The organism is Dactylosporangium siamense (genome assembly GCF_016862795.1).
Lineage (GTDB): Bacteria > Actinomycetota > Actinomycetes > Mycobacteriales > Micromonosporaceae > Dactylosporangium > Dactylosporangium siamense.
Genome location: NZ_BONQ01000123.1, coordinates 1 through 20,602 on the forward strand (window position 1 = coordinate 1; position 20,602 = coordinate 20,602).

The 20,602-nt window shown below is 69.4% G+C and carries 18 protein-coding genes; 15 read left to right on the forward strand and 3 right to left on the reverse strand.

Annotated elements, in window-relative coordinates; all coding sequences use genetic code 11:
* The first annotated feature begins 64 nt into the window (after nucleotides 1-64).
* The 3 genes from Dsi01nite_RS38585 to Dsi01nite_RS38595 are packed head-to-tail and all read left to right on the forward strand — an operon-like array spanning nucleotide 65 to nucleotide 2,084.
* A complete protein-coding gene (locus tag Dsi01nite_RS38585; RefSeq protein ID WP_203851341.1) occupies nucleotides 65-898 on the forward strand; it encodes an SWIM zinc finger family protein in 834 nt (277 codons plus the stop codon).
* A gap of 29 nt (nucleotides 899-927) precedes the next feature.
* Nucleotides 928-1,185, forward strand: a complete 258-nt coding sequence (locus Dsi01nite_RS38590; RefSeq protein ID WP_203851342.1) for a hypothetical protein — start codon at nucleotides 928-930, stop codon at nucleotides 1,183-1,185.
* 14 nt (nucleotides 1,186-1,199) lie between these two features.
* A complete protein-coding gene (locus tag Dsi01nite_RS38595) occupies nucleotides 1,200-2,084 on the forward strand; it encodes a septum formation family protein (RefSeq protein WP_203851343.1) in 885 nt (294 codons plus the stop codon).
* Nucleotides 2,085-2,139: 55 nt separating this feature from the next.
* On the opposite strand, the gene Dsi01nite_RS38600 is transcribed toward Dsi01nite_RS38595, so the two are convergent.
* Nucleotides 2,140-4,692 carry a transglycosylase domain-containing protein gene (locus tag Dsi01nite_RS38600; RefSeq protein ID WP_203851344.1) on the reverse strand — a complete coding sequence of 851 codons (2,553 nt, stop codon included), beginning with the start codon at nucleotides 4,690-4,692 and terminating at the stop codon, nucleotides 2,140-2,142.
* 305 nt (nucleotides 4,693-4,997) lie between these two features.
* On the opposite strand from Dsi01nite_RS38600, the gene Dsi01nite_RS38605 reads away from it, so the two are divergent.
* Nucleotides 4,998-6,302 (forward strand): MurL-like N-terminal domain-containing, encoded by a 1,305-nt coding sequence (locus Dsi01nite_RS38605; RefSeq protein WP_239136484.1) that lies wholly within the window; start codon nucleotides 4,998-5,000, stop codon nucleotides 6,300-6,302.
* Nucleotides 6,289-7,638, forward strand: a complete 1,350-nt coding sequence (gene murD, locus Dsi01nite_RS38610) for a UDP-N-acetylmuramoyl-L-alanine--D-glutamate ligase (protein WP_203851346.1) — start codon at nucleotides 6,289-6,291, stop codon at nucleotides 7,636-7,638. The genes Dsi01nite_RS38605 and murD overlap by 14 nt, the downstream gene beginning before the upstream one ends.
* A 15-nt stretch (nucleotides 7,639-7,653) precedes the next feature.
* Here the strand turns inward: murD and Dsi01nite_RS38615 are convergent, their stop codons facing one another.
* A complete protein-coding gene (locus tag Dsi01nite_RS38615) occupies nucleotides 7,654-8,175 on the reverse strand; it encodes an AAA family ATPase (RefSeq protein WP_203851347.1) in 522 nt (173 codons plus the stop codon).
* 411 nt (nucleotides 8,176-8,586) lie between these two features.
* On the opposite strand from Dsi01nite_RS38615, the gene Dsi01nite_RS38620 reads away from it, so the two are divergent.
* The 10 genes from Dsi01nite_RS38620 to Dsi01nite_RS38665 all read left to right on the forward strand — a co-directional run bounded on the left by Dsi01nite_RS38620 (nucleotide 8,587) and on the right by Dsi01nite_RS38665 (nucleotide 20,173).
* Nucleotides 8,587-8,964, forward strand: a complete 378-nt coding sequence (locus Dsi01nite_RS38620; RefSeq protein WP_203851348.1) for a response regulator transcription factor — start codon at nucleotides 8,587-8,589, stop codon at nucleotides 8,962-8,964.
* Between the two features lie 299 nt (nucleotides 8,965-9,263).
* A complete protein-coding gene (locus Dsi01nite_RS38625) occupies nucleotides 9,264-10,274 on the forward strand; it encodes a LacI family DNA-binding transcriptional regulator (RefSeq protein WP_203851362.1) in 1,011 nt (336 codons plus the stop codon).
* A gap of 145 nt (nucleotides 10,275-10,419) precedes the next feature.
* The gene (locus Dsi01nite_RS38630) at nucleotides 10,420-11,259 is read left to right on the forward strand and encodes an exodeoxyribonuclease III (RefSeq protein ID WP_203851349.1); all 840 of its coding nucleotides are present in this window, start codon (nucleotides 10,420-10,422) and stop codon (nucleotides 11,257-11,259) included.
* 491 nt (nucleotides 11,260-11,750) lie between these two features.
* A complete protein-coding gene (locus Dsi01nite_RS38635; protein WP_203851350.1) occupies nucleotides 11,751-12,752 on the forward strand; it encodes an ABC transporter permease in 1,002 nt (333 codons plus the stop codon).
* A gap of 208 nt (nucleotides 12,753-12,960) precedes the next feature.
* Complete coding sequence (locus Dsi01nite_RS38640; RefSeq protein ID WP_239136485.1) at nucleotides 12,961-14,682, forward strand: ABC transporter substrate-binding protein; 1,722 nt, start codon at nucleotides 12,961-12,963, stop codon at nucleotides 14,680-14,682.
* Between the two features lie 133 nt (nucleotides 14,683-14,815).
* Nucleotides 14,816-15,817: an ABC transporter permease gene (locus Dsi01nite_RS38645; RefSeq protein WP_203851352.1), complete on the forward strand. Its 1,002-nt coding sequence runs from the start codon at nucleotides 14,816-14,818 to the stop codon at nucleotides 15,815-15,817.
* Between the two features lie 52 nt (nucleotides 15,818-15,869).
* Nucleotides 15,870-16,946 carry an ABC transporter ATP-binding protein gene (locus Dsi01nite_RS38650; RefSeq protein WP_203851353.1) on the forward strand — a complete coding sequence of 359 codons (1,077 nt, stop codon included), beginning with the start codon at nucleotides 15,870-15,872 and terminating at the stop codon, nucleotides 16,944-16,946.
* 11 nt (nucleotides 16,947-16,957) lie between these two features.
* Nucleotides 16,958-18,088: an ABC transporter ATP-binding protein gene (locus Dsi01nite_RS38655; protein WP_203851354.1), complete on the forward strand. Its 1,131-nt coding sequence runs from the start codon at nucleotides 16,958-16,960 to the stop codon at nucleotides 18,086-18,088.
* A 62-nt stretch (nucleotides 18,089-18,150) separates the two neighbouring features.
* Entirely contained in the window at nucleotides 18,151-18,396 is a 246-nt protein-coding gene (locus tag Dsi01nite_RS38660; RefSeq protein WP_203851355.1) for a hypothetical protein, read from the forward strand.
* Nucleotides 18,397-18,472: 76 nt separating this feature from the next.
* The gene (locus Dsi01nite_RS38665; RefSeq protein WP_239136486.1) at nucleotides 18,473-20,173 is read left to right on the forward strand and encodes a S8 family serine peptidase; all 1,701 of its coding nucleotides are present in this window, start codon (nucleotides 18,473-18,475) and stop codon (nucleotides 20,171-20,173) included.
* Between the two features lie 22 nt (nucleotides 20,174-20,195).
* Here Dsi01nite_RS38665 and Dsi01nite_RS38670 read toward each other — a convergent pair whose 3' ends face one another.
* Nucleotides 20,196-20,597, reverse strand: a complete 402-nt coding sequence (locus Dsi01nite_RS38670; protein ID WP_203851357.1) for a response regulator — start codon at nucleotides 20,595-20,597, stop codon at nucleotides 20,196-20,198.
* Between the last annotated feature and the right edge of the window lie 5 nt (nucleotides 20,598-20,602).

Sequence of the window (20,602 nt, forward strand, 5' to 3'; positions counted from 1 at the left end):
GCGTCTCGGGCCGGTCATCAGAAAATCAGTCTTGGGTCATGCGCCCGGAACGAAGTGAGGACGCATGACCGCCCCGGAATATTGGGGATCCCGGACGGTCAAGGTCGAGGGCGGCCTGCGGGCCCGCAGCGCGCGTGGCGACATCGGGCAGAGCTGGTGGTCGAAGCGGTTCCTCGGCGTGCTCGAGTCCTTCGCCCTCGGCACCCGCCTGACCCGGGGCCGCAACTACGCCCGCGCCGGGCAGGTCCTGTCGCTGACGGTCGAGCCGGGCACCGTCGCCGCGGTCGTGCAGGGTTCGCGGCCCACGCCGTACCAGGTGAGCATCGCCCTGGAGGTCTTCGACGACGACGTGTGGCAGCGGGTCGAGACGGCCCTCGCCGCGGAGGCCCTCGGCGCCGCGAAGCTCCTCGCCGGCGAGCTGCCCCCGCACGTCGAGGACGTGTTCGCCGCGGCCGAGGTGCCGCTCTTCCCCGCCCGGGTGCGCGACCTCGCGATGCGCTGCTCCTGCCCGGACGCCGCCGTGCCGTGCAAGCACCTGGCGGCCGCGTTCTACCTGCTCGCGGAGCGGTTCGACGCCGACCCGTTCCAGATCCTGCTGTGGCGCGGCCGGACCCGCGACGCGCTCCTGGCCAACCTGCGGGCCCTGCGCACCGGCGCCGCGGTTTCCGGCCCTGCGGTTGCTGAGGCTCCGGTGCTCACGGGCACCGCGCGGGTCCTCGCCGACATGGAGGAGCCGGACGTCGAGCTGGAGCGCTTCTGGTATCCCCCGGTGCCGCTCGCCGACCCCGAGCCGGCCGCGGTCACCGGGCGGGATCTCCTGCTGCGCCAGCTGCCGACCCCACCGCCGCCACTCGGCGGCAAGGATCTGCTGAACGCCCTTCGCGGCTGGTACCGGTAACGGCATTCACGTTCGGGTAGGGTCGGCGTATGACCGGTGCGTACCCGCCGCAGGAGCCGGATCCCTCGCGCTACGGGCCACCTTTTCCCGCACCGCCGTTTCCCGCACCGCAGCCGGCCCGGCCGCCGCGGGACAGGATGGTCGTCATCCTGATCGCCATCATCGCCACGCTGGTCGTGCTGTGCCTGGCCATGGCCGTCGGCTCGGTGTACTTCCTGCGGGAGGATTCCGGCGACGACGACAAGACCTCCAAGGTCCTCGACCACCGTCTCGTCACCGGCGGCTGACGGTGCGCCGGGGCATGACGGCGGCGCTGCTGGGCCTGACGGCGGTCCTCGCCGGTTGCGGCAAGCCGGCCGGCACCGACGGCAACCTGGCCAACGGCTGGCCGGCACTGCCCGCCGCCTCCTACGCCCCGCCGTCCACCGGCACCTGCCTGACCGCCGCGGTCAGCGCGTTCGAGCCCTCGGCGGCGCCGCTGCAGGCCGTCGACTGCGCGGAGCCGCACACCGTCGAGGTCGTCGGCACCGGCGCGGTCCCCGACGCGGCCGCCCCGCCCGCCTGGGACAGCGACCCGAGCCGCGCCGCGTTCGCCGAGTGCGACAAGGCCGCCGCGGCGTACCTCGGCGGCGACTGGCGCACCGGGCGGCTGTTCCCCGTCTTCCGCGTGCCACTGCCCGCCGTCTGGCAGGCCGGCGGCCGGCAGTTCCTGTGCGGGATCGCCGAGGCGGCCGATGACCTGTTCGCGCCGCTGCAGCGCACCGGCACCGTCAAGGGCGGGCTCGCCCAGGCCGGCCCGCTGGCGCTGACCTGCGTCCAGCTCTCCGGCGACAACCTGGACGCCAAGGGCTTCTACGGCGCCGTCGACGCCGTCAAACCCGTCACCTGCGACGCCCCGCACGACACCGAGTTCGTCGGCGCGTGGACCGCCCCCGCCGGCGAATACCCGAACCAGCAACGCCTCAAGGAGCTCGCGAGCGACGCGTGCTACCTGAAGATCGCGCAGTTCCTCGGCATCTCCCAGACCCAGCTGTTCCAGCGCGCCGACATCTACACCTTCTGGACCGGCCTCACCGCGACCCAGTGGGCCATCGGCGACCGCACCGCGCACTGCTTCCTCAACGTGTCGACGCAAACCCCGCTCCGCGCCTCGATCCGCAACCTCGGGACCAAAAAACTTCCCTGACCGGCTTCCGGGAGCCAGGTGACTCCCGGAGGCCGGGCAGGAGGTCAGGGGCGACTCAGGTGCGCTTGCTGGGGCTGGGTTTCGGGCTGGGGCTGGTCTTCGGGCTGGGGCTGGTGCTCGGCTGGGTCTGCCCGGGGCTGGGGTTCTGGCCAGGGGGTGGGTTCTCCGGCGGTGTGCCGGCGCTGGGCGAGATGCCGCTGCCGACGTCCTTGCTGCCGACGCCCTTCGAGGGCAGGAACGACACCTTCGGCATCTTCACCTTCGTCAGCGCGCCGTCGAGGAAGTCGCGCCAGATCGGGCCCGGCAGCGCGCCGCCGATGATGTTGTCGCCGTTGTTCATCTTGATGGCGACCTCGTTGCCCTTGTTGCCGACCCAGACCGCAGCCGCCAGGCCGGGCGAGTTCTTCGACCGGTCGGAGGGGACGTAGCCACCCATCCAGGCGTGCGCGTTGCCCGCCGAGGTCGTGTTGCCGAGCTGCCAGGTGCCGGTCTTGCCGGCGAGCTGGTAGCCGTGCTCGGCCTTCAGCCGGTAGTGCTCCGGCACGCCCCGCAGGACGGCGGTGAGGTCGTCGGCCATCTGCTCGGTGAAGCCGGGGATCCGCTTCGGGTTGATGACCTCACCGAAGACCTTCTGCTCCTTCTCCCACACCTCCTTGAGGAAGTGCGTCTTGGCCGCCATACCGCGGGCGGCGAACGTCGCCATGCCGCCGGCGTGGTCCAGCACCGTGATCGGGTACTGGCCGAACCCGACCTCGGGGCCGAAGTGCTCCGCGACGTCCTTGCCGGAGAGCTTGGTCAGGTCCTGTCGCTGCGGCAACGGCTGGTCCTTGACGGTCGCCCACATGCTGGTGATGCCCGCGGCCCGAGCCGTGTCGATCACCTTCGCCGGGGTCTCGTCGAGCGCGATCTTGTAGAACGGGATGTTCAGCGACTTGACCGTGATCTCCTCGAGCGTGCACCAGGTGCCCACGCCCGACTTGCAGATCGGATCGGTGCCCTCGGTCGCGTTCTTGACCTGGTTCTTCAGCGCCGCCGTGCGACCCGGGAAGTCCTGCGGCATGCCGTTCCAGTAGGAGTTGATCGTGTACCCGTCGATCAGCGCCGTCGCGAGCGTGTAGACCTTGAACGTCGAGCCCGGCGGGTGGCCGCCGCAACAACTCGGGTCGCCGTCGCCGAGCACGGGATCCACGTAGTAGCCGGCGTAGTCGTTGCCGGAGCCGTTGTCGCCGCCGTAGTAGGCCTTGACCCCGCCGGTGCCCGGCTCGACCGCCACCAGGGCGGCCTGCAGGTTCGGCTTCTTGCCGTACATGTTGGATTCCTTGCTGCTGGCGCTCGCCTCCTGCACGGCCACCTGCTGGATCCTGGAGTCGACGGTACTGATGATCTTCAGGCCGCCGTTGCGGATCTTGTCGAAGTTCTCCTTGCCCTGCGGGTCGACGTCCTTGTACAGCAGTTTGCCGGTCTTCGGGTCGGTCAGCTCCGCGACCTCCTGCAGCACGTGGTGCACCACGAGGCCCTCGGGCTTGTCCAGGGCGGTGTTGGCGGTCAGGTTGTTGGCCCGGTTCTGCGCCTGCGTGATGACCGTCTTGGGCATCACGAGCTGCTCCGCCGCCTCGGCCTCGGTGGCGAACTTCAGGGCCACCATCTGCTTGCGGATGTAGTCGAAGCGGGCCTCCGCCTTGACCGGGTCGACGGTCGGGTCGGCCGGGCTGCCCTTCTCGTTGTCGCCCGACGGGTTCTTGATGACCCCGGCGAGGATCATGCCCTCGGCGACCGTCAGGTCCTTGACGGGCTTGTTGAAGTACGCCAGCGACGCCGCCTGGATCCCGTGCGCCCCGCGGCCGAAGTAGATGATGTTGAGGTACATCGTCATGATCTGGTTCTTGCTGTACGACTGGTTGAGCTTCAACGCGATGACCGCCTCGCGGACCTTCCTCGCGTAGGTGACGCCTTCGAGCTCGGCCCACTTCCGGGCGTACTGCTGGCTGATCGTCGAGGCGCCCTGCCGGTCGCCGCCGGTGACGTTGTTCCAGGCGGCGCGGGCGACGCCCCAGTAGTCGACGCCGTCGTTGGTGTAGAACGAGTTGTCCTCGGCCGCGACGACGGCGTGCTGCACGTGCAGCGGGATGTCCTCAAACGCGACAAGCGTGCGGTTCTTGCTGCCGATGCGCGCCATGAGCGGGCCGTCGGCGTAGTAGATCGACGTCGACTGCTCGAGGGTGAGGTCCTCGGGCAGCCCCACCTGGTCGAAGTAGTACGTCCCGGCCACCAGGCCGAGGCCGGTGACCATGATGAACGCGGCGATCGACGCGATGAGGATGTTGCGCCTGCGCCGCCGTTTCGCCCGGGCGCTCGGCGCCGGTCTGCTCCTGCCGGGCTCGGGCGGGATCTCGTCCGGCGGCGCCTGCTCAGGCTGGCCGGCGACCCGCGCCGAGGCGCGCACCGGCGGTGGTGCGGCCCCTCGCACGGACGCTCGACCGGTCGCCGGCTCGCCGAGGGGTGGTGGCACGGGCACACCGGCCCGGCCCACACTCGCCCTGCCCTGCACGGAGTCGGCCGGCACGCTCGCCCTGCCTTGAACGGGGTCGGCCGGCTCGCCGTAGTGCATCTGTCCCACGCTTCGTCGCCCCCACGTCTGTGCGTCCGGCCGCGGCGCGGCGCGGTCGCCGCAGCTCGCCTGGCCACCCACGGAATTCACGCAGCGTCATCGACCGCACCGGCGATGACTCCACCCGCCGCTTGGCACGCATGGCCCGAGCGTATGACCATCCGCCATCGACGGCGACCCCGGTCACTATCGGTGATGTTCGAAGTGACGCAAAGCAGACCGGCACCGGCCGCCCGGACCGGCCGGCCCGACCCGGGCGACGGTTACCATTGCCCGGTCCGTGCCACGAAGTCAGGAGATCCTGCGTGAACGTCGAAGCGCTGCGCTTCCCCGGTCGGGAGTTCGACCCGTCGACCGGCGTCGCCCGCTTCCACTATGCGCTCGGTGACCTCGTGCTCACCGAGACGGTCGACTTCGGCCCGCCGTCGGTGGTGCACCCGGCCCTCGACCGCGTCCTCGACCTGCTCTACGTCGCGGCGTCAACGTCCTACTACAAGATCGCCGCTCCGACGAGGGTTGAGCTCGGCTTCCCGCTGGCGGAGAAGGCCCTGCCGTGGGTCACGGCGCTGTTCCGCGAGGGTCTGGGCGAGTTCGCGTACCAGAACACACTCCCCTACGTGCTGGACCTGGAGATCCTCCCGGGCCCGTATGCGGAGCCGCCCGCCGACGTGCACGAGCCGGCCGGCGCGCCGCTGGCCGCGGTCGGCGGCGGCAAGGACTCGATCGTCTCGATGGAGGCGCTGCAGCGCGCCGGGCTCGACCCGGTGCTGTTCGCGGTCAACCCCAACCCGATCATCCGTGCCGTGTGCGCCGTGTCGCCGCAGCCGACGCGCTTCGTGCGCCGCACCCTCGACCCGCGGATGCGGGAGCTGAACGCGAACGGCGCGTACAACGGCCACATCCCGGTGACCGCGATCAACTCGCTGATCGCCGTCGCCGCCTCGCTCATGCACGGCCTCGGGCCGGTCGTCATGTCCAACGAGGCCTCGGCGTCGGTGCCGAACCTCAACTGGCTCGGCCGCGACATCAACCACCAGTGGTCCAAAGGCCTGCCCGCCGAGGCGCACCTGCGCGACGCGCTGCTCGCCCACGCCGGCCTGCAGGAGGCGTACTTCTCGCTGCTGCGTGGCCTGTCGGAGCTGCACATCGCCGCACTGTTCGCCAAGTTCACCGCCTATGACGCGGTCGTGACCAGTTGCAACCAGGCGTTCAAGCAGCGCGACGCGACCGACCGGTGGTGCGGGCACTGCCCGAAATGCCGGTTCGTCTTCCTCGCCATGGCCCCGTTCACGGGCCGCGAGCGCCTGCTCGGCATCTTCGGCACCGACATCTTCGCCGATTCGACGCAGCTGCCGGGGTACCGCGAGCTGATGGGACTCACCGCGCACAAGCCGTTCGAGTGCGTGGGTGAGATCGAGGAGTCCCTCGTCGCGCTGCGCCTGCTCGCCCAGCAGGACGAGTGGAAGGACACGCTGATCGTCTCGGCCCTGGTAGCGGAGGCCGCGCTGCCGTCCGACGCCGAGGTCGAGGCCACGTTCCGCGGCGACGGACCCAACCTGGTCCCGCCGGTCTACCTCGCCGCCCTGGAGGGTCTCGGTGCAGCTCGCTGACCTGCGCGACCGGCGGGTCGCCGTCTGGGGCACCGGCCGGGAAGGCGTCGCCGCCGTCCGCGCGATCGCCCCGGCCGGGCCCGCGTCGCTGGTCGCCGTCGACGACCGGCAGAACTTCCTCACCAAGGACTGGTCGCCGGAGCTCGCCGCGCTCGCGCCGCTGCACACCGGACCCGCCGGGTTCGACGCGCTGCGCGCCGCCGACGTGGTCGTGCGCTCTCCCGGCGTCGCGCAGACCCACCCGTGGATGGTCCAGCTCCGCGCCGCGGGGATCCGGATCACGGGCGGGACCGCGCTGTGGATGGCCGCGCACCGCGACCGGACCGTCGGCGTCACCGGCAGCAAGGGCAAGAGCACCACGAGCAGCCTCGTCAGCCACCTGCTCACCGCCGCCGGCTTCGCCAACGAGCTCGGCGGCAACATCGGCATCCCGGTGCTGGACCTGCCGCCGGCGCCGACGTACGTGCTGGAGCTGTCCGCCTATCAGTGCGCCGACCTGGACGACTCGCCCCGGGTCACGGCGGTCACCTCGCTGTTCCCGGAGCACCTCGACTGGACCGGCGGCGAGGACGAGTACTACCGGGTCAAGCTCAACCTCGTCGCCAACGACCCGGCCGCCGTGGTGGTCCACGCCGCGTCCACCGCGGTCCTGGCCGAGCTGTCGCGCCGCTTCACCGGCCTGCCCCTGCACGTCGTCGGCGGCGAGGACTCGTTCCACGTCCACGACGGCGTCTTCCGGCTCGGCGCCGCGCCGCTGTTCCCGCGCACCGCCCTGCGCCTGCTCGGCCGGCACAACGAGGCCAACCTGTGCATCGCGCTCGGCGTCCTGCAGGCCTACGGCGTCGACGTCCGCACCTCGGCCGGCGCCCTCGAGGCGGCACTCGGCACGTTCGCGGGGCTGCCGCACCGCCTGGAGCGCATCGAGGACCCGTCCGGGCTCACGTTCGTCGACGACTCGCTCTCCACGATCCCGCAGGCGGCGATCCACGCGATCGAGGCGTTCCACGACCGCCCGCTCACCGTCCTGCTCGGCGGCGAGGACCGGGGCGTGGACTACACGCCACTGCGGGAGCATCTCGCCGCCGCGGCGTCGCCGACAACGGTGATCGGCATGCCCGACAGCGGTGCGCGGCTGGTGGCACTGCTCGAAGACCTGCCCCTGGTGACCGCGTACGTCTCGGACAGCCTGGTGGACGCGGTCGCTCTGGCCCGCAAGGTGACCCCGGCCGGCGGCGTCGTCCTGATGTCCCCGGCGGCACCCAGCTACGGCCGCTTCGACAACTACGCCCACCGCTCGAAGGTGTTCCGCCAGGCGATCACCGACTCCGCTCTGTAGAGCACCGACGGTCTGTCAGGTGCGCCAGGCGGCGATGATCGCCTCGGCCTCGTCGGCGACCTCGTCGGCCTCGAGGTCGTCGGTGTCCAGGACCGCGTCGACGCGGCGCAGGTCGTGCCGGGCGGTCAGGTACGCCCCGAGCTGGTCCAGCCGCCAAGCCTGCGGGCCGTCGTCGTCATCGTTCTCGACCCGTTCGATGAGCACCGGCGCCGACACGTCCAGCAGCAGGTGCCGGACCTCGTGCCCGCGCCCGCGCAGGCCGGCGAACAGCTCCCGCAGCACCGCCCCCCGCAGCACGGTCATCGGCACGATCAGCGGATCCGCCCCACGCGCCTGCCACCCGGCGGCGGTGACGGTGGCCGACCGCCACGCCGGCAGATCCTGATAATCCCCGGGCTTGAGCAACCCCACCGTGCGCTGCAGGACCCACCCGATGCGCTCCGGATCAAATGCCCGCGCCTTCGGATCGCGACGGCACAACTCCTTCGTCAGCGTCGACTTCCCGACACCGAAAGGCCCATTGATCCAGACGATCACCGCCCAACCCTTTCACGCCCACCCTCCCCCCGACGACAAACACCAGCCGCGCCACACCGCAGAGAAACACCCACAGTCGGCCGGCGGGTGCAAGCCACAGTCGGCCGACGCACGGCGGGTGCAACGCAGGAGGATGGGCCCGCCTCCGTCGTCTCGCGCGCAGGGCGGGCGAGCCGGACGACAGACCTTGAGTGCCTCAAACCTGGACCCCCGGTCTTCATAGGCCACGCGCACGCGTCCGAGTCGACCGCGCCCTCGGGGCGCAGGTCGTGCGAGCAACGCGAGCATTGGGGGTGTGGGGTGAGAATCCCCCACTGCTCTTCCGGCCGTAAGGCCGCCGCGGAAGAAACAGCCAGGTTTTTCGCAGCGGGCGTCGAGCCCGATGGCAGGACCAGGCGGGATAAATGAGCCATGAACATCTTGACGCTGCCCCAGCGCTCCGCCTCCGACCTCGACCACGTGACCGTGCTGCTCGTCGCCGACGGCGGTCGGCTCATGGACCTGACCCGCTACCTGCCCCAGGACTGGACGGTCCTGCGGCGCACGACACCCGAGCCCCTGGTGCGCGACCCGGACATCGTCGTGCTCGACGACCCGGGACCAAGGGCGGTGACCGCCGCCTGCCTGCGCCATCCGGCGTCGGCGATCGTGGTGGTGCTCAGCCCGTACAGCGACCATCAGGAGGTCGTCGACGTCCTCGAGGCGGGCGCCGACGCGTGTGTGCGTTCCAACACCACCGCGGTCGTCGCGGCACACGTCGAAGCCTGCCGGCGGCGCCAGGCGGCATAGGTATTTGGCGTTTCCCACAACATATTCCAGAGAGCGCTTTCAGGGGGTTTCGCGATTGACAATGCGCTAGTCATGGGCCACTCTGAATCGTGTCTTGAGAGCGCTCTCAGGCCGATTGGCGGCCAGGGTGACCAGCCGATCGTCCGGGTGAATCGTGATCAGGGTGTAACCGGTGTGAGGGTGTGACGGGCGGCGGAGCGGCATGCTTCGTCGCCCGTCCCTTTTTGTGCGCCATAACATCGGGCGGCTTCAGTCATGATGAGTCCGGCAGACAGATATGGGGGAAAGCGCACATGGTGATGTCGGGGCGGGACAGGCCCACTCTGGAGAACGTCGCGCAGCGCGCCGGGGTCTCCCGAGCGACCGCCTCCCGCGTGGTGAACGGCTCTACGTCCGTCGCGCCGCACATCCGCGACAAGGTCCTCAACGCCGTCGACGCCCTCGGCTACGTGCCCAACCAGGCGGCCCGCAGCCTGGTGACCCAGCGGACCGACTCGATCGCGCTCGTCGCCTCGGAGACGACCAGCCGGGTGTTCTCCGACGACCCCTTCTTCGCCGCCGTCATCCGCGGCGTGAGCCTCGAGCTGGAGGCCGCCGACAAGCAGCTCGTGCTGATGATGGTCGGGCCGTCCGGGCCCAGCCACGACCGGGTCGAGCGCTACGCGACCGGCGGCCACGTCGACGGCGCGATCATCTTCTCCATGCACGGCGCGGACCCGCTGCCGGAGCGCCTGAGCCGGGCCGGCGTGCCGGTGGTCTGCAACGGCCGCCTGCTGACCCAGTCCCAGGTCCCCTACGTCGACGTCGACAACGAGGACGCCGCCCGCGCCGCGGTGCACCATCTGCTGGACACCGGACGGCGCCGGGTCGCGACCATCGCCGGCCCCCAGGACATGAGCGCGGGCATCGACCGGCTCAAGGGGTACCGATCGGCGATGCAGGACGCCAGCCGGCGCTCGATCGTCGCGGTCGGCGACTTCACCCGGCAGTCCGGCGCCCTGGCGATGAGCCAGTTGCTGGCCGACGACCCGCAGCTGGACGCCGTGTTCGCCGCATCCGACGCGATGGCCGACGGCGCGCTGCGCGCCCTGCGGCAGAACGGCCGCCGGGTGCCCGACGACGTGGCGGTGGTCGGGTTCGACGACATGGAGTTCGCCCGCGACACCGAGCCGCCGCTCACCACGGTCCGCCAGCCGATCACCGACATCGGGCGCACCGTGGCCCGGCAGGTGCTGCGCCTGGCGGCCGGCGAGCAGATCGAGCCGGTCCTGCTGCTGCCCACGGAGCTCATCAAGCGCGAGTCAGCTTGAGTGCGCCGCTTGCGGCGCATTGGGGGGTCCGGGGGTGAGCATCCCCGGCGGAATCCGTCGCTTGCGGCCCCCCGGCGCCGTGCCAGGTCGCGTGTCGAGGCGTCGCCCCCTGCCCTGGCGCGCGATGTAGGGCATTGTGGGACGGGTGAGACTCGCGACCTGGAACGTGAACTCGGTCAAGGCCCGGCTCCCCCGGCTCCTCGAGTGGCTCGAACTGGCCGGGCCCGACGTGCTCTGCCTGCAGGAGACCAAGGTCGGCGCGGACGGCTTCCCCACCGAGGAGGTCGCCGCGCTCGGCTATGCCGTCGCCGCGCACGGCGAGGGCCGCTGGAACGGGGTGGCCCTGCTGTCCCGGGTCGGCCTCGACGACGTGGTGCGCGGCTTCGAGGGCGACCCCGGCTGGGCCGGGGAACCCGCCGAGCGGGTGCGGGAGCCCGACGATGGCGAGGAAGGGCTGTTCGAGACGCCCCGCATCGAGGCCCGGGCGATCTCCGCGACCTGCGGCGGGGTGCGCGTCTGGTCCGTGTACGTGCCGAACGGCCGGACCCCGGAGTCGGCGCACTACACGTACAAGTTGCATTGGCTCGAGGCGCTGCGCTCCCGCGTCGCCGGTGAGCTGGCCGGCACCGATCGCCTGGTGGTGTGCGGGGACTTCAACGTCGCGCCGACCGACGCCGACGTGTTCAACCCGGCCGCGTTCGCCGGTTCGACGCACGTGACGGCACCGGAGCGGGAGGCCCTGGCGGCGCTGCTGGCGACCGGTCTGCGCGACGTCGTGCCCGCGCCGATGAAGGGGCCGAACCCGTTCACGTACTGGGACTACCGGGCCGGCATGTTCCACCAGGACAAAGGCATGCGAATCGATCTTTTCTACGCCAGTGCCGCCGTCGCCGAGGCAGTCAAGGCCGCCTACATCGACCGCGAGGCACGCAAGGGCAAGGGCCCGTCGGACCATGCCCCGGTAGTGGTGGACATCGATCTCTGAGTACGCTCCGTGATCAATGACACCTGGCTGGACGGTACTGTTAAAAGTGAAACGATCAAGTAAAGTGGTGCCTGACCCCGACCCTCTCTGTTGCGCGTGCTTCGTCCACAACAGAGCGTAACCACACCGTTACGACGAGCTGGTAATTCGCCCTTTTCGGGGGTGTATGATCCAAAAGTCGTTGTGCTTGGATCACGCCCTCATCACGGCCCGGCGTGGACTTGGTTACAGGACGGGGGGTGACCCTTGACGATCGGCCGAACGGGAGACAGGGTTCCTCCAACGGAGGCGACACACCAAGTCGGCTTCGTGCACGCTCTGCCCGTGGACCGAACCTGCGGATAGGGCACCAGGAGTCCACGAAGACACAGCCGATCGGCTGCTGACTGCCACGGGCCCCGGTCTGGCCGACGCGCGTTCCCATGCTGCGACGGCCATTGCTGGCGGCTGTGCAAGGCGGGCAAGCGGCCGGGGAGAGGGGCGCCACGCCCATGACTATGGGACCCGTCACGTCCAAGAGCGACGAGCAGGTGCCGAGTGTCGAAGAGGCGACCAGCACGCCACCCGGTGTCCCCGCCAAGGCCATCGAGGGCAGGTCGCTCGGTCAGATCGCCTGGACCCGTCTGAAGCGCGACAAGGTCGCGCTGACCGGTGCCAGCGTCATCGTGTTCCTCGTGCTCGTCGCGATCTTCGCCCCAGTGATCAACAAATTCCTCGGGCACCCGATCAACGAGTTCCACCAGGACAAGATCAACCCGAGCCTCGGCGGTATCCCCGAGCCGGGGACCTGGGGCGGCATCAGCAAGGACTTCCTGCTCGGCGTGCAGCCGGTCACCGGCCGCGACATGTTCTCGCAGATCATCTACGGCGCGCGGGTCTCCCTGCTGGTCGCGCTGTCCGCGACGGTCGTCGCGGTGATCCTCGGGGTCGTGCTGGGCATCACGGCCGGCTACTTCGGCGGCTTCGTGGACAGCGCGGTCAGCCGCCTGATGGACCTGATCCTCGCGTTCCCCTACCTGCTGTTCTCGATCGCGCTCATCTCCGTCGTGCCGGTCACCACCGCATGGCGCATCGGCGTCGTCGTCGGCGTCATCTCGTTCTTCAGCTGGCCGTACATCGGCCGCATCGTGCGCGGGCAGACCCTGTCCCTGCGAGAACGGGAGTTCGTCGAGGCGGCCCGCAGCGTCGGCGCCGGCCCGACCCGGATCCTGTTCCGGGAGCTGCTGCCCAACCTGGTCGCGCCCATCCTCGTCTACTCGACGCTGGTCATCCCGACCAACATCGTCTTCGAGGCGTCGCTGTCGTTCCTCGGCGTCGGCGTGCTGCCCCCCACTCCCTCGTGGGGGCGCCTGCTCTCCGACGCGGTGAACTACTACACCTACGACCCGGTGTACATGTTCGTGCCGGGCCTCGCGATCTTCATCATGGTTCTCGCGTTCAACCTGTTCGGCGACGGGCTGCGTGACGCGCTCGACCCCAAGGCCAACCGGTAAACCCGCCACCGGCACCGCCACCCTCGGCCCGGACCGGATCCCACCCTGCACCACTGACAGGGATCCGTCCCGTGCCACCCCGATCTCCGCTCGCACAGCAGCACAGCTCGGACGGCCCGTCCCTCGGCGGGTCGCGCCAAACAAGGAGGGAAACCTAGTGAGAATGAGGACAGGGGCATTGGTGGCCGGTTCGGCTGCTATCGCCCTGGTGTTGTCCGCCTGTGGGTCGGGCGGCGACGACAAGAAGCCCAGCACGGGCGAGAGCACCGCGGGTGTGACCGGCTTCAACGCCGCCACCAAGGGTGTCGTCAACCCTTCCGACAAGAAGGGTGGGACCCTCAAGCTCGTCAACCACTCTGACGCAGACTCGTGGGACCCGGTCCGCGCCTACTACGCCTGGGTGTGGAACTTCCAGAAGGGCTACTACGTCCGGACCCTCCTCACCAACGCGTCGAAGCCGGGCGAGGACGGCCTGAAGCTCGAGCCGGACCTGGCCGAGAAGCTGCCGGAGATCACCGACGGCGGCAAGACGTACACCTTCAAGCTCAAGGCCGGCGTCAAGTTCGAGGACGGCTCGCCGATCACCTCGAAGGACATCAAGTACGGCATCGAGCGCGTCTTCGCCCAGGACATCCTGTCCGGCGGCCCGACCTACATCGTCGACGTGCTGGACCAGGACCAGAAGTACCCCGGCCCGTACAAGGACACCGACCCGGACAAGCTGGGTCTGAAGTCCATCCAGACCCCGGACGACACCACGATCGTCTTCAAGTTGAAGGAACCGCTGTCGGACTTCAACTACCTGCTCGCCATGCCCGGCGCAGGCCCGGTCCAGAAGGCCAAGGACACCGGCGACAAGTACGGTGACAAGCCCGTCTCGACCGGCCCCTACAAGTTCCAGTCGTTCGACCCGGGCAAGAAGCTCACCCTGGTCCGCAACGAGAACTGGGACCCGAAGACGGACACCATCCGCAAGGCGCTGCCGGACCAGATCGACCTGACCATCGGCACGGCCGTCGAGGAGATCGACAACCAGCTGCTGGCCGGCGACGTCGACATCGACACCGCGCAGACCGGTGTCCAGCAGGGTGCGCAGCCGAAGATCCTGCTCGAGGCGGACAAGAAGGCCAACGCGGACACGCCGACCACCGGCTTCATCCGCTACTTCTCGATCAACACCAAGGTCCCGCCGTTCGACAACATCCACTGCCGCAAGGCCGTGCAGTACGCCACGGACAAGGTCACGATGCAGACCGCACGTGGTGGCGCCGACGCTGGTGGCGACATCGCCGTCAACATGCTCCCGCCGAACATCGCGGGTCACGACCCGGCGCTGGACCCGTACAACACCAAGTCCGGCAAGCCGCAGATCGACAAGGCCAAGGAAGAGCTGGCCGCGTGTGGCAAGAAGGACGGTTTCGACACGGTCATCGCCACCCGTAACGCCGGCAAGGAGCCGAAGACGGCTGAGGCGCTGCAGGCCGCGCTGAAGAACGTCGGCATCAACGCCCGCCTCGACCCGACCGACGCCTCGCTGTACTTCCGCTCGACCATCGGCGCGCCGTCGAACACGCACGCCAAGGGCTACGGCCTGATGATGGCCGGCTGGGGCGCCGACTTCCCGACCGGTTACGGCTTCCTGTCGATCCTGGTCGACGGCCGCACGATCTCCCAGTCGGGTAACAACAACTACGCGGAGCTCAACAACTCCGAGGTCAACAGCCTGATCGACAAGGCCAAGGCCGAGACCGACCCGAAGAAGGCCGCGGACATCTGGGGCCAGATCAACAAGGTCGTCATGGACGAGGCCGTCATGGTGCCGTTCGTGTACGACAAGGCTCTGAACTACCGCAACCCGCGACTGACCAACGTGTTCGTCACGGAGTACTACGGCATGTACGACTTCGCCAGCTTGGGTGTCACCAAGTGACCTGGTCGTCCTGACCGAGCAATGCCAGTTAGCCGGTAACCCGCCCTTCCGAGGAAACGAAGGCAGGTGAAGGCCACGGCGCCGGCCGGTGAGACGGGAACACCGTCGAGCCGGCCGGCGTCAGGCCGCACACGTGATCAATTACATCCTGCGCCGCCTGGTCACGGCAGTCGCGCTGCTCGTGGCCGTCTCGGCCGTCACCTTCCTGATCTTCTTCGCGATCCCGAAGGCCGCCGGCGCCGACCCCGCCCAGATGTACGTCGGTAAGTCGGCGACCCCGCGCGACGTCGAGGCGACCCGGGTCAAGCTCGGCCTCGACCAGCCGATCTACATCCAGTACGGGCGGTTCCTGAAGGGCATCGTCGCCGGCCGCGACTACAACAACGGCCCGAGCGTCACCCACTGCTCCGCCCCCTGCTTCGGCTACTCCTTCCGCACCGACCGCGAGGTGTGGCCGCTGCTCATCGACCGGCTCCCGGTCACCGTCTCCCTCGCCCTCGGGGCCGCCGTCATCTGGCTGCTCTTCGGCGTCGCCGGCGGCGTCATCTCGGCCTTGAGACGCGGCTCGATCGCGGACCGCACAGCGATGATCATCGCGCTCGCCGGTGTCTCACTGCCCATCTACTTCACGGGCCTGGTCGCCCAGCAGCTCTTCGTCCATACCTGGAACATCTTCGAGGGTGGCGAGTACGTCAACTTCAAGGACGACCCAGCCGGCTGGGCCAACAAGCTCTTCCTGGCCTGGGTCACCCTGGCGCTGCTGTTCGCCGCCCAGTACACCCGGCTCACCCGCGCCCAGATGCTCGAGACGATGAGCGAGGACTACGTCCGCACCGCTCGCGCCAAGGGCCTCAAGGAACGCGTCGTGGTCGGCAAGCACGCGATGCGCTCCGTGCTCACCCCGATCGTGACGATCTTCGGTCTGGACCTGGGTGGCCTCCTCGGCGGCGCGATCCTCACCGAGAGCGTCTTCAGCCTCCCCGGCATCGGCCGGCTCAGCATCGACGCGGTCAACGTCAAGGACCTGCCGATCATCCTCGGCGTGACGCTGTTCGGCGCGTTCTTCATCGTCATCGCCAACCTGCTCGTAGACCTGCTCTACGCCGTGATCGACCCGCGGGTGCGGCTCTCGTGACGCTGCCGCTGACCCGATCCGTTCGACCCGGCACCCCTGGAAGGGAGTGAGCATGTCCACCAGCCTCCTCAAGGACGGCGACCCGGCCCCGTACCGTGCCGGCTCGGCCGCGCAGTCGTTCCTCGACGTGCGTGACCTGCGGATCCACTTCAAGACCGACGACGGCATCGTCAAGGCCGTCGACGGCCTGACGTTCCAGCTGGAGCGCGGCGAGACCCTCGGCATCGTGGGCGAGTCCGGCTCCGGCAAGAGCGTCACCAGCCTGGGCATCCTCGGCCTGCACCGGCGGGGCTCGGCGAAGATCTCCGGCGAGGTCTGGCTGGACGGCGAGGAGCTCATCGGGGCGTCGCCGGAGCGGGTCCGCACGCTGCGCGGCGCGAAGATGTCGATGATCTTCCAGGACCCGCTGACCGCGATGCACCCGTACTACACGGTCGGCAAGCAGATCATCGAGGCCTACCGGGTGCACCACAAGGTGAGCAAGGCCGACGCCCGGCGACGGGCGATCGAGATGCTCGACCGGGTCGGCATCCCCCAGCCGCAGAAGCGCGTCGACGACTACCCGCACCAGTTCTCCGGCGGTATGCGGCAGCGCGCGATGATCGCGATGTCGCTGGTCAACAACCCGCAGCTGCTCATCGCCGACGAGCCGACCACCGCGCTGGACGTGACGGTGCAGGCGCAGATCCTGGACCTGATCCGCGACCTGCAGGCCGAGTTCAACTCCGCGGTCATCATCATCACCCACGACCTGGGCGTGGTCGCCGAGGTCGCGGACGACATCCTGGTCATGTACGGCGGTAAGTGCGTCGAGCACGCCACCGCACAGGACATCTTCCGGCGGCCGGAGCACCCCTACGCCTGGGGGCTGCTGTCCTCGATGCCACGCGTCGACCGGGAGGTGCGCGAGCGGCTCGTCCCGATCAAGGGCAACCCGCCGTCGCTGATCAACCTGCCGAACGGCTGCTCGTTCCACCCTCGCTGCCCGTACGTCGAGCGCAACGGCATCCCTTGCAAGACGGTCGAACCGACGCTGGCGGAGGGCACGCAGGACCACAGCGTCGCGTGCCACATCCCGCCCGCGGAACGGCAGGCCATCTTCAAGTCGGACATCGCCCCATCCCTCTGAGGAGCACGACAGTGTCGACGAGCACCCAATCCCAGCCCGCCGCGGCACCGCAGCGGGGCGGCGAATACCTCCTCGAGGTCCAAGGCGTGGAGAAGCACTTCCCGATCCTTCGGGGGGCGTTCTTCAAGCGCAAGGTCGGCGCCGTGCGCGCCGTCGACGGCATCGACCTCGCCGTCAAGGCCGGCGAGACCCTCGGCCTGGTGGGCGAGTCCGGTTGTGGCAAGTCCACCACCGGCCGGCTCATGACCCGGCTGCTGGAGCCGACCGGCGGCAAGGTGATCCTGGAGGGGCGCGACATCTCGCACCTCGGGGTCAGCCAGATGCGCCCGCTGCGGCGCGAGATCCAGATGATCTTCCAGGACCCGTACTCGTCGCTGAACCCGCGGCACACGGTCGGCTCGATCATCGGCGCTCCGCTGCAGGTGCAGAACATCAAGACCGCGCACGGGCAGAAGCGTGAGGTCCAGCGGCTGCTGGAGCTGGTCGGGCTCAACCCCGAGCACTACAACCGCTACCCGCACGAGTTCTCCGGCGGTCAGCGCCAGCGCATCGGCATCGCCCGGGCCCTGGCCCTGCAGCCGAAGCTCATCATCGCCGACGAGCCGGTCTCCGCGCTCGACGTGTCGATCCAGGCGCAGGTGGTCAACCTGCTCGACGACCTGCAGCGCGAGTTCAACCTGACCTACGTGTTCATCGCGCACGACCTGTCGGTGGTCAAGCACATCTCCGACCGGGTCGCGGTCATGTACCTGGGCAAGGTCGTGGAGGTCGGGCCGCGGGACGGGCTGTACGCCGAGCCGCTGCACCCGTACACCTACGCGCTGCTGTCGGCGGTGCCGGTGCCGGACCCCGACCGTCGCGACAAGGCGCAGCGCGAGCGGGTCCTGCTGACCGGCGACGTGCCCAGCCCGATCGACCCGCCGTCGGGCTGCCGCTTCCGGACCCGGTGCTGGAAGGCCCAGGACATCTGCGCCCAGGAGGAGCCGCTGCTGCGCGAGCTGCAGCCGGGCCAGACGGTCGCCTGCCACTTCCCGATCACCACCGAGGAGCGCTCGGGCAAGGGGGCGCAGGCCGCCCGCGCCGCTGCCGCCGAGATCCCGGTGGCAGCCTCGACCGACCCCTTCGCGGAGCCGATCGCATAACCGGACGAATTGCGTCGGGGAGCCGCCAGTAACGGCTCCCCGACGTTGTTACGGTCTGCGCCATGGACCGCGCCGAAAGCATTCGCCTGGCCCGACTGGAGCGTCAGGTCGCATTTCTGTACCGTCATTTCGGGCTCGACCCCGCGCTCGCCGACGTATTCGGCGTCCCGGATGGACTTCCGCCGGAGTTCGTGGCCGCGCTGCGACGCCAGGACCTGATGGCCGCGATCAAGCTGTACCGTCAGGCGACGGGCGCCAGCCTTGCGGACGCAAAGGAAACCGTGGAGCGAATCGCCCGTGGTATTTGAAAATCTTGGGTGAATGCCTTCCGCAGCCGAATGTTTTTCGATCTCATATCCACATCCCCTCGAACCGGGAGGACATGTGGGATTCAACAAGAGGTTCACGGGCGTCGCGGTCATCACCGCGGCGTTGACCGTGACCGCGGCAGGCCTGTCGGCCCCGGCAAGCGCCGAGGCCGTCGCCAACACCGAGTACACCGTCGTGGCCGCGGACAACGTCTCCACCACTGACGCGGCCGCGGCGATCGCCAAGGCCGGCGGCAAGGTCGTCGCGACCAACGACACGGTCGGGATGTTCACGGTCCTGGCCCCGCAGAGCGGATTCGTCGAGAAGGCGGCAGCCTCCTCGAAGCTCGTCGGTGCCGCGCACCGGACCGCGATCGGCAAGGCTCCCAAGAAGGAGCAGCCGGCCAAGGTCGAGAAGGAAGCACAGGCCGCGGCAGCGGCAGCGAAGAAGCCCGGCGGCAAGAAGCCCGCCACCGCCGGCATGGACCCCTTGGACGACAAGCTGTGGGGCCTCACCACGGTCCGGTCGGACAAGGCCCGCAAGGTCAACGCCGGTGACAAGCGCGTCACCGTCGGCATCCTGGACACCGGCGTCGACGCGTCGCAGCCCGACATCGCCCCCAACTTCAACTGGGCGCTGTCGAAGAACTTCGCGCCGGACAAGGTCGACATCGACGGCCCGTGTGAGGTCGCCAGCTGCCTCGACCCGGTCGGCACCGACGACGGCGGCCACGGCACGCACGTCGCCGGCACGATCGGTGCGGCGGCGAACGGCTTCGGCATCTCCGGTGTCGCGCCGAACGTGTCGCTGGTCGAGCTCAAGGGCGGCCAGGACTCGGGGTACTTCTTCCTCGAGCCGGTCGTCAACGCGCTCGTCCACGCGGGGCAGACGGGCATCGACGTGGTCAACATGTCGTTCTACGTCGACCCGTGGCTGTTCAACTGCACCGCCAACCCGGCCGACTCCGCGGCCGCGCAGGCCGAGCAGCGCACCATCATCCGGGGCATGTTCCGGGCGCTGACGTACGCCCACTTCAAGGGCGTCACGCTGGTCGGTGCGCTCGGCAACAACCACGAGGACAAGGGCAAGCCCCGCACCGACATCTCCAGCCCGGACTACCCGGCGGACTCCGCGTACGACCGGCCCATCGACAACAGCTCCTGCTGGGACCTGCCCGTCGAGGGACCGTTCGTCATCGGTGTCTCCTCCCTCGGCCCGTCGCTGAAGAAGTCGGACTTCTCCGACTACGGTCTGGAGCGCATCGGCGTCTCCGCACCAGGTGGCTGGTTCCGTGACGGCTTCGGCACGGACACCTACCGCACCAACGAGAACATGATCCTCTCCACGTACCCGAAGAAGGTGCTGCAGGAGGAGGGCACGGTCGACGCGGACGGCAACGTCCTACCGGAGGCCGAGGGCCTGGTGTACAAGGAGTGCACCGCGGCCGGCAAGTGCGGCTACTACACCTGGCTGCAGGGCACCTCGATGGCCTCGCCGCACGCGGCCGGCGTCGCGGCGCTCATCGTCAGCTCGCACGGCACCAAGCAGGGCAAGGGCTTCGGCCTGGAGCCCTGGAAGGTCGAATACATCCTGTACAGCACGGCCGCCGAGCACGCCTGCCCGACGCCCGCGCTGCAGACCTACACGAACGAGGGTCGCCCCGAGGAGTTCAACGCGCTCTGCGAGGGTGGCACGCAGTTCAACGGCTTCTACGGCTTCGGCATCGTCGACGCCTACGCGGCCGTGACCACCAGGACGTGGTGGGAGCACCGCTAACTGTTTTCGGCCGCCTGGTGGCTCATCGCGCCACCAGGCGGCCTCCCAGCAGGGCGTCGACCTTGCTCACCAGGACGGCCGGCCGGATCGGTTTCGTGTGGTACTCCGTGGCACCGGCCATCATCGCCTCTCTGGGGCCACCCATCCGGCCATACGCACTGAGCATGAGGATCGGCAGCTTCGCGGTCGCCGGGTCGGCCCGCAGCGCCTTGCACAGATCCAGGCCCGACATCTGGGGCATCCACATGTCGGTGACCACCAGGTCGAACCGCTGGCTCCTGAGGGCTTCCAGCGCCGCTCCGCCGCTGTTCACGGCGACGACCGCGGCGCCCGCGGACTCCAGCACCATCGTGAACAGGTCGCGGATGTCAGGATCGTCCTCGGCCACCAGGACCCTGGCGGCCGGCGCTTCCTCGTCCTGCATCAGCC